Source organism: Bifidobacterium bombi DSM 19703 (assembly GCF_000737845.1).
Taxonomy (GTDB): Bacteria; Actinomycetota; Actinomycetes; order Actinomycetales; family Bifidobacteriaceae; genus Bifidobacterium; species Bifidobacterium bombi.
The window spans coordinates 709,667-721,613 of record NZ_ATLK01000001.1; the positions used below are offsets into that span (position 1 = coordinate 709,667).

Annotated in this window: 9 protein-coding genes and 1 tRNA gene; all 10 read right to left on the minus strand. The window is 57.4% G+C overall.

Going from position 1 to position 11,947, the window contains the following annotated elements:
- Positions 1-22: 22 nt before the first annotated feature.
- A complete protein-coding gene (ruvB, locus tag BBOMB_RS02730; protein ID WP_152570108.1) occupies positions 23-1,084 on the minus strand; it encodes a Holliday junction branch migration DNA helicase RuvB in 1,062 nt (353 codons plus the stop codon).
- 74 nt (positions 1,085-1,158) lie between these two features.
- The gene (gene ruvA / locus BBOMB_RS02735) at positions 1,159-1,773 is read right to left on the minus strand and encodes a Holliday junction branch migration protein RuvA (protein ID WP_044086960.1); all 615 of its coding nucleotides are present in this window, start codon (positions 1,771-1,773) and stop codon (positions 1,159-1,161) included.
- 172 nt (positions 1,774-1,945) lie between these two features.
- Entirely contained in the window at positions 1,946-2,536 is a 591-nt protein-coding gene (gene ruvC / locus BBOMB_RS02740; protein ID WP_044086745.1) for a crossover junction endodeoxyribonuclease RuvC, read from the minus strand.
- Positions 2,536-3,294, minus strand: a complete 759-nt coding sequence (locus tag BBOMB_RS02745; RefSeq protein WP_044086747.1) for a YebC/PmpR family DNA-binding transcriptional regulator — start codon at positions 3,292-3,294, stop codon at positions 2,536-2,538. The genes ruvC and BBOMB_RS02745 overlap by 1 nt, the downstream gene beginning before the upstream one ends.
- A gap of 53 nt (positions 3,295-3,347) precedes the next feature.
- On the minus strand, positions 3,348-4,583 hold the full coding sequence (locus BBOMB_RS02750) for a glycosyltransferase family 4 protein (protein ID WP_081867373.1): 1,236 nt from the start codon (positions 4,581-4,583) through the stop codon (positions 3,348-3,350).
- 126 nt (positions 4,584-4,709) lie between these two features.
- On the minus strand, positions 4,710-5,777 hold the full coding sequence (locus BBOMB_RS02755) for a phosphatidylinositol mannoside acyltransferase (RefSeq protein ID WP_462138047.1): 1,068 nt from the start codon (positions 5,775-5,777) through the stop codon (positions 4,710-4,712).
- Positions 5,767-6,420: a phosphatidylinositol phosphate synthase gene (gene pgsA, locus BBOMB_RS02760; protein ID WP_044086750.1), complete on the minus strand. Its 654-nt coding sequence runs from the start codon at positions 6,418-6,420 to the stop codon at positions 5,767-5,769. Before pgsA ends, BBOMB_RS02755 begins: the two co-directional genes overlap by 11 nt.
- 21 nt (positions 6,421-6,441) lie before the next feature.
- On the minus strand, positions 6,442-8,484 hold the full coding sequence (gene thrS, locus BBOMB_RS02765) for a threonine--tRNA ligase (RefSeq protein ID WP_044086966.1): 2,043 nt from the start codon (positions 8,482-8,484) through the stop codon (positions 6,442-6,444).
- A 355-nt stretch (positions 8,485-8,839) separates the two neighbouring features.
- A tRNA-Gly gene (locus BBOMB_RS02770) sits at positions 8,840-8,915 on the minus strand.
- Between the two features lie 89 nt (positions 8,916-9,004).
- Positions 9,005-11,944, minus strand: a complete 2,940-nt coding sequence (locus BBOMB_RS02775) for a cation-translocating P-type ATPase (protein ID WP_238549860.1) — start codon at positions 11,942-11,944, stop codon at positions 9,005-9,007.
- Between the last annotated feature and the right edge of the window lie 3 nt (positions 11,945-11,947).

The following is an 11,947-nucleotide window of genomic DNA, read 5'->3' on the forward strand; positions in this document are numbered from 1 at the left end:
TATAACGCCCAACTAAGAAATTCTAGGATAGCTTGCTGACATCCCCGCCAGGCGTCAGACCCAGATGGATCCACGCCTTGTCCGTCGCCACACGACCTTTTGGTGTACGCATGAGGAACCCTTCACGCACAAGATACGGTTCACACACGGTTTCCACCGTTTCGGATTCCTCTCCTACCATGGCGGCGAGGTTGTTCAGACCCACGGGGCCGCCGTCGAAATTACGCACGATGGCGTTGAGCACCGCCAAATCCAAACGATCAAGCCCTTCAGAGTCAATCTGGTAAAGCGACAACGCCTCCTTCACATCATCAGGTTTCACGACGTCCAACTCATGTACGATGGCCCAGTCGCGAACACGGCGCAACAAACGATTGGCTATGCGGGGTGTGCCGCGCGAACGCAGGGAAAGCTGCTGAGCCGATCCTGGAGCAAGGTCGACTCCGAGAACGGCGGCTGATCGCTCAATGAGCTTTTCGAGCTCCTCTGAGGGGTAGAAATCCAGGTGCGCGGTGAAGCCGAATCGAGCCCTCAACGGGGAAGGCAACATGCCTTCTCGGGTCGTAGCCCCTACCACCGTGAAACGAGGTAGGGTGAGCGGTATGGATGAGGCGCCAGGGCCTTTGCCAACCATGACGTCCACTCGGAAATCCTCCATGGCGATGTACAACAGCTCCTCCGCGGCCCGAGGAAGTCGGTGTATCTCGTCTATGAAAAGCACCTCACCCGCGTCAAGTGAGCTGAGGATGGAGGCAAGATCACCGGCGTGCTGCACTGCGGGACCACTGGTAATGCGAATGGGGACGCCGAGTTCATTGGCTACGATCATGGCCAACGTGGTCTTGCCCAGTCCTGGAGGACCCGCCAAAAGAATATGGTCCGGAGGCACATCACGTTTTCGCGCCGCATCGAGGAAGAGTTGAAGCTGAGCCTTCAGCTGGGGCTGCCCAATGAAACCGCCAAGCGCCTGCGGACGAAGTTCCTCCTCACTGACGGGCTCGTTGTCTAGCGGAACGGCCGAAATGGCCTGCAACGAAACTTCGTTCGCCTCCGAGTTGCCTTGCATGGCACTCTGCGAAGTCATCTCCCGACCCATTGCACCTTCGGAAGCACCTCCGCGGACTGCCCCATCGGTGCGATATTGTTGAGGTGATACCATCACAGCCCCCGATCCAACGACGAAAGAGCCGCTTTAAGTACCTTTGGTATGTCAACTTCCTTCAAATGCTCACCGTAACCCTGTTCCCTGCAGACGACCTCCACGGCGTGCGCCGCATCCTCTTCGTGCCACCCCAACGATTGCAAACCCTCAATAACCTTGAGCATGCCCTCGTCAAATCCCGTTGACATTCTCCCACCTTGATCCTTCGGGCTCATGTTCAGCTTGCCGCTGAGTTCGAGGATGATTTTCTGCGCACCTTTCCTGCCAAGTCCGGGCGCTTTGGACAAGGCTGCCGCGTCACCTTGCGTCACCGCCTGTGCGAGCCTGTCGGGCGGCAACGTGGCGAGCAGGGACAAAGCCACCCGTGGACCTATTCCACTGACCTTCTGCAGACTGAGGAACATGCGTTTCTCCTCTTCTCCGATGAAGCCATATAAGGTGATCGCGTCCTGTGAAACATTGAGGGCGGTGAATACTTTCACTTGCTCCCCGATACGCAGCGTCATGACATCGGCGCTCGGCATGCGTAACTCATAGCCGACACCATGCACGTCCAACACGACCACGTCGTTCAGGACCGATTCGACTTGCCCCGAAAGCGTCCCTATCATGCCTATACCGCCTTTCCTGAACCTATGAAGCAGCATGGCGCATGAAAGCCAATTCCACATTCGGAGATGCACGACCCTGCATGGTCTCACCCCGACGGAAACGACGTGATGCGCCGCATCCGATGCCATACCGCGAACAAAGGCGCGACAGGACTCGAACATATGTTCGAGTCTACATGCCTCGGTCGACACCTCGTGTGTGTCTCGAAGCCTTTGCGTGGTGGGCTGCGTCCGCCCACTGCCGCTGCGCCAAAGTAAGATGCTGCTCTCGCTCGCCGCCCTGCAATGCTCCCGCAGGACGTAGGGCATGGCATATGGCCTGCGCAAGCGCATCGGCGGCATCCGCAGGTTGCGGTATCTGGCTTAATCCCAGCAATTGGGCCACCATCCGCTCTACCTGTATCTTGGGAGCCCTGCCATTGCCAGTGATGGACATCTTGGCCTCTGTCGGCGTATGCAATGCCACAGGAATCCCTCGTTGAGCCGCCGCCAGCATCGCCATGCCGGCGGCCTGGGCCGTACCAAGTACCGTGTTGCGATTCTCCTGCGCGAACACCCGCTCGATCGAAACCGTATCCGGACAGAAACGCTCCATCTTCGCCGCCAACCCGTTATAGACGGCAAGCAACCTCAAATCCTGGGATATATGGGGGTCACTGCGCACGACATCCACATGAATAAACGAAAGCCGGCGCGAGGCGCCGGCTTCAACCACGCCGACCCCGCAGCGCGTGAGCCCGGGATCAACGCCAAGGATGATCATCACTCATCCTCATCCAACTGAGCCATGACCTCGTCTGAAGCGGTCCAGTTGCTGTAGATGTTCTGCACATCGTCGAGATCGTCGAGGTTGTCGATGAGCTTGGAGACCTTGCGTGCATCTTCAAGGCCGAGCTCGACCTCATTGTCAGGCAACATGACCAAATCGGCCGAATCATAATCAATATTGGCCTTCTGCAGCGCCTCTCGCACCGGCACGATGTCCGAAGGACCGGTCACCACCGAATACACGTCGCCATCATCGACCACGTCCTCGGCGCCAGCCTCGGCGGCGAGTTCGAATAGCTTGTCGTAATCAACGCCCTCAGAAGGCACGATAATCTGACCTTTGCGCTCGAAGTTGAAACTTACGGCGCCGTTCGTCGCCAAGGAACCATTGCCTTTGGTGAGGGTCGAACGCACGTCGGCCGCGGCACGGTTACGGTTATCCGTCAGGCACTCGATGATGAGCCCAACGCCGGCGGGAGCGTAGCCTTCATACACGATAGTCTCGTAATTAGCTGCACCTGCCTCCTCACCCGAACCGCGCTTCACGGCACGCTTGATGTTGTCGGCGGGCATGGAGGATTTCTTTGCCTTGACGATGGCGTCATACAACGTCGGATTACCATCGGGATCACCACCGCCCTGACGGGCCGCGATCTCAATGTTCTTGATGAGCTTGGCGAACAGCTTGCCACGCTTGGCGTCGATGGCGGCCTTCTTGTTTTTGGTGGTCGCCCACTTGGAATGCCCTGACATATTGCTCCTAGTAGGAATACGGATACGTTAAACGTACAAATTCTATGGCACTTTCACGACAAGACTCGAGCATAAACCTCAAGCACCTGATCGGTGACCCTCCCCCAATCGTAGGTGAGGGAACGTTCATAACCGTTTTTCTGCAGTCTTTTCCGATACTCGCCATCGGCAAGAATCGTGCAGACGCGCTCGGCACAGTCGTCGCCTTTTCCATTGGCGAACAACGCCGCAGCGCGTCCGTTCTCGGAGACCGCCTGGAAGGCGTCCAGATCCGAAGCGACCACAGCGCATGAAGCAGCCATGGCCTCCACGAGTACAATGCCAAAGCTTTCTCCACCGGTCTGCGGCGCAACGTAAACGCTCAACGAACGATAAAAACTCGCTTTATCCTTATCGCTGATACGTCCAAGAAATTCGAAATGCCTCTCCAGGGAGCCACTGGGATCAGTCTTCGCGAGTATCCTGCGGCCATCCTCCTGCCCATCACCGGCGCACAGGAAACGTGCGTGAGGATAACGTTCCAATACTTTCTGAGCGGCGCGCACAAACACGTCGAAGCCCTTTCGCGATTCGCCAGTACGACCCAGGAAACCAATCGTCGGCCGATCCGGAGTGCCCAGCCACTCACGCCTGACCGGAGCGCAGGCGAATTGCCTGGTATAGATGCCATTGGGAATGACGCTGACATCCAATGCAGAGGGCGCATAATGCCGCATCGTGTCGTACGCAGCCGGGCTTACGCAGATTCCCGCCGCAAGAGGTCTGAGATACCCTCGCAGATAGTTACCGAACACCTTTAATGCAAGGGGATAACGGTTGAAAGCGGAATGAAACGTACCCACGAAGGGTGGATGATGCAGCATCGTCAGTGGTTTATGACTGAGCGAAGGCGTTTCCGGCTCGTGCAGGTGAACAATGTCGAAATGCCCCTGTCTTACCCACTTTCTGGCCTTGGGACCCACCACCCCGAAATAGCTCAGCCTCGCCACCGAACCGTTGTAATGCACTGAGAACGACGAGTCATTCGTGGTGACCCACAACGGCATCTCAGCGGTCCGACGCCCCGGCGACAGCACTTCGACGCTATGCCCGCGTTTCATCAGCTCAATCGCGAAATCCCTGATATGGAATTGAACTCCTCCCGGAGTCTCGAATGAATAGGGCGAAATGATGCCGACTCGAAGTTTCCTGCCATGCAATGGATCCGCACCATGCACGGCGCCTGACTCAGGCAGCGGACCCCCGTCGTACTCGTCTGGGATATTGCCGCTCTCGTCGTTTATACTCATTGACAACATATTACCTCAAGCTTGAAATCCGGACACGGTGCATTGAAGACGAGGTTCCTGAACCGCACAACACGCCCCCGATATGGCCGCGGAGACTGGCTACACATCACGAATCCGAGCGTCGCATCACCCCTGGTCCCTAAGCTGCGAGCGCTGGCGGTCATCCAGGCGATCCACCACGGTTTGAGGAACATTGCGCAGACGGCTGAAATCGAGGTCCTCCAAAAAAATAGGTTGAAGCATGTGCCAATCCTGAGGATGCGCTTTGATCGCCTTGCTCCACTCGTCAACCCAGGCTTGGGAAATCGCATGAATCGCTTCCTCACGCGGTAACGATCGCATGGCTGCAATATCCAACGGCTCACTGATATACACCACATAGCCTTGGGATATCCCCGCCTCTTTACGGCGTCTGCCATGCAGACGCTCTCGGTACATGGTGACCACGAAGAACGGAAGCCCCGTGTCGAGAGCGAGAGTGGCAGGCCCACGGGCAACGCGGATGATTGACCCGAACGCCTCGACGAACTCACCATTGGGGCCCAGATCACGATCCCCCATCAACGGCACCGACGCATGGGTGCCGGTCAGTATCTTTTCGAGCTTCTCGGTAAGATGCGGGGTGCCGGTCAGCAACACGTCTATGCTCACCCGTTTACGGATATCGATGAAAGTCTTCAGCAGCTCGTCATCTTTGAGCCGCTCCGCCACGGTCGTCACCGGAGCGAGTCTGTTCGACGCCAGAAGCCCCTCGTAATCCCAGTTGCCTTGATGCCCTATGGCAATGGGGATTGAAAGGCCTTGTTCATGCGTCACCTTCCGGGCTATGGGATACCCCGGACCCGCGGGTCGCGTACGCGCGAGAAGACGTCGGGTGCTTTGCGCACCAACGGTCATGGCCTCGGCAAAATAGGTGAAATACGAGCGCATCCCCTGACGTGAAACACGTCGAAGCTGCCTTCTGGACGGTCTGCGGCCATCGTTGGCGGACGTAAGGACATGGTTGAGATTACGTTCAAGCTGACGCACGCCGGACACATCGAACAACCACGCAACATCTGCCGCAACAAGAAACAGACCGCGCAACATGCGCTCCGGGATGACATGCGGATGCTTCGCCAGAAAAACGAGGAAACGGTTGAACATGGACTTTGACCTGATTGAATGATGCTGGTCCGCGATCTCATTCACCATCGGCGCGCATCTGCCTGCGGACCTCGAGGATGCGTTGGAACACCGTAATCGTGCCAAGGACCGCAAGCACGACTTGGAACACCATGAGCCACGCAGGATTGCCAAATACCCCAGAAAGCAGCATGCCCACCAGAATGATGACGAGCCGGTCGCTTCGTGTGGCTACACCGTTTTTCGCCTCGTACCCCACGGATTCGGCCCGAGCACGGGCATACGAAGTCACCAACGAAGTCATGATGGCATACAGGGACGCCGCGATGCCGACCCATGCCACGACATCCCCCTTGGTGACCGCCCCCTCACTGAGGGACATCCCTCCGTGAAGCAGGAAATAGAGCACCACGGCGATGAGGACGGCCCAGTCCGCGATCCGATCAAGTGTTGAGTCAAGAAAGGCGCCGAACTTGGTACCTCCCGTGGTCAACGCCGCCACAGATCCGTCGAGCGAATCGAAGACCACGAACAAGGCCAGCACTATCGATCCCGGCACCAACCAACCGGTGACGCCGGTGGCAATGGAGACCACGATGGTTCCCACCGCCCCAATCACAGTGACCATGTCAGCTGTACACCCCAAGGCCACAAGACCCTTGGCAATCGGCTGGATGAGGCGTTTGAACCACGGCCTGAGCTTTTCTAGCATAAGTAATCCGTATCGTCGTTCTTATCGAAGGTTGGCAGCGGTACTGGAAAAATCGTCCGCGGAATTGACCTGGATGCGGCGTTTGATGGCATCCAGAATACGGGCCTTCGCCTCTTCACGGGGAACGCCGTTGAGCTGGCTGCCGTCCCGGAATCTGAAACTCACCGACCCCTTGGATTGATCCTCCTCACCGACGATGAGCGTGAAAGGCACTTTGGACTTCGAGGCGTTGCGTATCTTCTTGCCGAATCGGTCATCGGAATAGTCGATCTCGCAACGAACCAGTTCACTCTCCAAGGACCTGATGAAATCCTTGAGATAAGCATTGTACTCATCCGCGACCGGTATGCCGGTGACCTGCACCGGTGCCAGCCAAGCAGGGAAGGCGCCCGCGTAGTGCTCAAGCAGGATGGCGAAGAACCGTTCGATCGAGCCGAACAACGCACGGTGAATCATGACCGGACGCTGATGGGTGCCGTCGGCTGCCACATACTCCAGTTTGAAGCGTTCGGGCAAGTTGAAATCCAACTGAATCGTAGAGACCTGCCAAGTACGGCCGATGGCGTCGCGGGCCTGTACGGAGATCTTAGGGCCATAGAACGCGGCACCGCCCGGATCGTCCACAAGTTCGAGGCCCGATTCCTTAGCCACCTGCTCGAGCGTTGACGTGGCCTCCTCCCATATCTCATCGGATCCGACGAATTTGTCGGGGTCTTTCGTGGAAAGCTCGAGGTAGAAGTCATTGAGGCCGAAATCCTTAAGCAGCCCGAGAACGAAATTCAATATGGATTTGAGTTCGTCCTTCATCTGCTCCCTGGTGCAGTAGATGTGGGAATCATCCTGAGTCAAACCACGTACGCGGGTCAGGCCGTGAACCTCACCGCTCTTTTCATAACGATAGACGGTTCCGAACTCGAAGAGACGCAACGGCAGCTCCTTATATGAGCGCTGACGTGACTTGAAGATGAGATTGTGCATCGGGCAGTTCATGGGTTTGAGGTAATAATCCGAACCCTGTTTGGTGATGTTGCCCTCGGCGTCACGTTCTTCGTCCAGATGCATCGGCGGGTACATGCCGTCCTTGTACCACTGAAGATGTCCGCTGGTTTCATAGAGGCCGCCTTTGGTGATGTGCGGCGTCTGAACGAAGCTGTAACCGTTCTTGCGGTGCTGCTCCCTGGAATAGTCCTCCATGGCGTTAATGACCGCAGCGCCCTTGGGGTGAAACACAGGCAGGCCGGGCCCTATCTCCTCGGGGAACGAGAACAGGTCCATCTCCTGTCCTAGCCTGCGGTGGTCGCGCTTGGCCGCTTCCTCCATACGGGTCTGGTAGGCCTTGAGATCGTCCTTGGTAGCCCATGCGGTGCCGTAGATACGTTGCATGGACGGATTGTGCTCGTCACCAAGCCAATAGGCCGCAGCCGCACGCTCAAGCTTAAACGCCTTGATGAAATGCGTGTTGGGCAGGTGCGGCCCTTGGCATAAATCAGTCCACACACGCCTGCCTTCACGGTCGAGATTGTCGTACATGGTGAGTTCCCCGAAATTGGGAACTTCAGTGCCGACGGTCTCGTCGATCTCATCCTCCTTCTTGTCGATGAGCTCAAGCTTGTACGGTTGATCCACCTCCTCGGCCTTGGCCGCATCTTTGGAGATGACGCGTCGGCGGAAAGACTGCGCTGAGGCGATGATCTTCTTCATGCGCTGTTCGATCTGTTTCAGATCGTCGGGAGTGAACGGCTTTTCGACATCGAAATCATAATAGAACCCATTTTCTATGGCTGGGCCGATGCCCAACTTCGCCTCAGGCCAGATCTCCTGAACAGCCTGCGCCATGACGTGCGTCGCGGAATGGCGCATGATGGCCAAGCCGTCTTCGGATTCCAATGTGATTGGCTCGACGACGTCACCGTCATCAAGCGCCGTGTACAAATCACGGTTCTTCCCATTGATCCTTACTGCGATGATGTCTTTGTCGGAGGCGAAAAGCTCAGTGCCGGTCGACGTGGCCGGCACCTCCTTCTTCTCGCCGTTCACTGTGATGAAGATGGTCGGTTCAGCCATGGTTGTCCTCTTGCTTTCAGGGTCCGCGTTACGGGTGCAGGCCTGGACGATGTTTCTATTGAACACGATATGTGCCAACGGCGACAACCGAAGACTTCACGGGCATATGCCCTGAGCCGGCCCTGTGCACGCCGGACACTGCGCAGCCCGTCATCGGCACTGTGCTGACGAAGAGTACCCGCAATGGGCAAAGGAGTTCTGCGAATGACGGCACACTAGTATCGACGACATCAGTTACCGGGATAACACTTCTCCCAGAATAGCCGAACACCCGGTTTCGACGGAACCTTAGAAACCATACAAAACAGGACACTCCTCCAATGTCATAGAGGAAATCGAAACAACACCGATACGATGGAGCGGACAACGGGACTCGGACCCGCGGTCTCGACCTTGGCAAGGTCGCGCTTTACCAACTAAGCTATGTCCGCAAAGACAACAGTAAGAAGTCTACTGCATCGTCTGATTTTACGCAATTCAGCGTGGCGCGTCTGAAAGACAGACGCGCCAGCATGCTTTCTCACCTCCGCATGGCATTCCTGCGGACGAGCTTATCACCCTCACTGAGCAGCAACACCGTGAACGCGAGTGCCAGGCAGAACAACCATTGCCTTCCCGAAAGAGGCACGACGCCGAGCACTCCTGCAACCGGAACGAAGTACATCGCGGCGGCATGAAGCACAAGAGCGCACACAGCTGCGATCATGAGGAAGGGATTGCGCATGGGGCTGAGACGGAACACAGAGACGGTTTCGCTTCTTGCCGCCAGCGACATGAAGAAATTGAACAGCACAAGCAGTGTCAGCGCCACCGTACGGGCCATGATGACCTCCGCACCGTGACGTACCATCACGTCGAAGGTCACGAGGACACATATTCCCATGTAGAGCCCACATAAGGCGGTGCGAAGCCACATCGTGCGTGAAAGCAGACCTTCCTTGGGGTCGCGGGGAGGAAGCGAGAGTTCATCGCCGTCGCCCGGTTCGAAGGCTAAAGCTATGTCCTGCACTCCGTTGGTGACGAAATTGATCCAGAGCATCTGCAGGGGCATGAACAGCATCGGCATGTCGGCAAGCATGTTCACCGCCACGGCCAGCATGGCCGCAAAAGCGGTCGAGAGTAAGAAGAACGCCGATCCGCGTATGGCCTTGAATGTGACCCTCCCCTGAGCGATTGCCTGTGTAATCGTGACGAAATTGTCATCAGTGAGAATCACGTCGCTGGACTGACGCGCCACGTCGGTGCCGGATTTCCCCATGGCGATACCCACCGAAGCCGCCTTGAGGGCCGGCGCGTCGTTCACACCGTCACCGGTGACCGCCACGACATGACCCGCGTCCTGCAAGGTCTCGACAATCCTCAATTTATCTTGCGGCGATACACGCGCTGCTATCGAGGTCTCGTTAAGGCGAGCCTTGAGCACCTCGTCGCTCATATGCCCCATCTCCGCACCGGTTATGGGTTCGTCGGTGTGCGTCAGTCCCAGACTCCTCCCGATTGCACGTGCGGTAAGGGGGTGGTCGCCGGTGATCATCTTCACGTCTATGCCGGCGCCCTGGCACTTGGCAATGGCCTCTTTCACACCCTCACGAGGCGGATCGATCATGCCTACAAGACCGAGGAACGTCATCCCCGACGGCTGTTCGCAAGTCGCCGACTGCTCGTTGGAACGCATCGAGGCTGCCTCCTCCGCGTCAAGGCGCTTTTCAGCGACCGCAATGACGCGAAGACCCAAGCCTCCCATTCCTTCGTAGACGGCGTCCATACGGTCGTCATCCATGGCGATGACCTCATCTGTTCCCGCAGTGTGCTCGCAATCCGCGACGGGAACACAGCCAGCAACGGCCCCCGGGCCGGCAAGCATCGTCGTGCACATGCCCGCCACAGTGTCCGGAGCGCCTTTGACGTACTGAGTGAAACCGCCGTCCGAATCGCGCCTGACGCACATCGAATATTTAAGCTCAGGCTCATATGGCATCTCGACGACCACGGAACTGCGCAGATCATCGTCACTCACCGCCTGACTATCGTCAGCGGCCCGAGCCATCGCCATATCGACGGCATCTCCGCTGTAGACCCTGAGACCATGCTCATCGGTACCACGTTGCGCTTCGTTCGTCATCGCTCCAGCCTTGAGCAGCCGAAGCAAAGACTGCCTGCGTTGCGGCGACAGGACATCACCGTCCTGTGCATGTCCCTCATCCAAGCCGTAATCCGAAACAGCCGCCTCACCATTCGCCACATCCACGAGATCTTCGACACCGACGCAGGCCTTCACGACGGTCATTCGGTTCTGGGTAAGCGTACCGGTTTTGTCAGAACCGATCACCGTTGTGGAGCCAAGCGTCTCAGCCGCAGGCAACGTGCGCACAATAGCATTGTGTTTGGCCATGCGCGAAACGGCGAGAGACATCGCCACGGTCAGAACAATCGGCAGAGCCTCCGGCATCGCCGCAACCGTAAGCGAAACGGCGGAAAGGAACGAACCCGTAACATCCGCATTGATGATGGAGCCACCCACGAACACGAACAGCGCCACGAGAACCACGGCGATGGATATCCCCTTCTCGGCACGGTGAACGATATGCTCCAGCGGAGTAGTGGTATCCGTGTCGTGCAACAGCTCGTTGATGGCCCCCAACTCGGTGTCCTCGCCTGTGGCGACGACCACGCCACGACCGCGGCCGCTGGTCACCATCGTTCCGGAAAAGGCGATGCAGACCTGATCGCCCAATGAGGCGTCCTCATCACACGATTCAGTGGACTTTTTGGCATCCTCGCTCTCACCTGTGAGCATGGCCTCATCGATACGCAGATGATTTGTCTCGTAAAGCCTGACGTCCGCCGGCACGCGGTCACCGCTTTCCAAGGCCACCACATCCCCTACGACAAGATCGTCGGCGTCTATCGAACACATCTGCCCGTCACGAACCACACGGCAGGTGAGGGCGGAAAGCGACGAAAGCGCATCGACGGCGTTGCCGGCTTTGATTTCCTGATAAAAGCCGATGACGGCGTTGAGGAGCAGCACGACGAAAATCGCCGCTGCGTCCACGATATGACGCAGCAGCAGTGTAATGACGCCGCACACGATGAGCACTGCAATCAAAGGGCTTTTGAACTGTTCGACAAACAGTCTCCACTTGGGTTTGCCTTCGCTTTGGGCGAGCGCATTGGGCCCCGATATCTCCCTACGCCGCGCCGCCTCCGCATCGTCCAGACCGTCGGTGCCGGTGGCCAACAGATCAAGGGTTTGTTCGGCGCTGATGTGATGCCAGGCTTCCTGCGGAATAGTGCGGAGACACCCGGTACCACGTCGCCCTTCCATCGCAACTTCGGCATCGTGCAAAGGCTCGGGTCTCAAGGACCCTCCCTCAGTGCGATGCCGCAAGTGATCCCCGGAGACGTTTGCGTTCGTGTCTTTTTCGATTGTTTCTTTTATGTTCTGTTTTGTCGTCATATA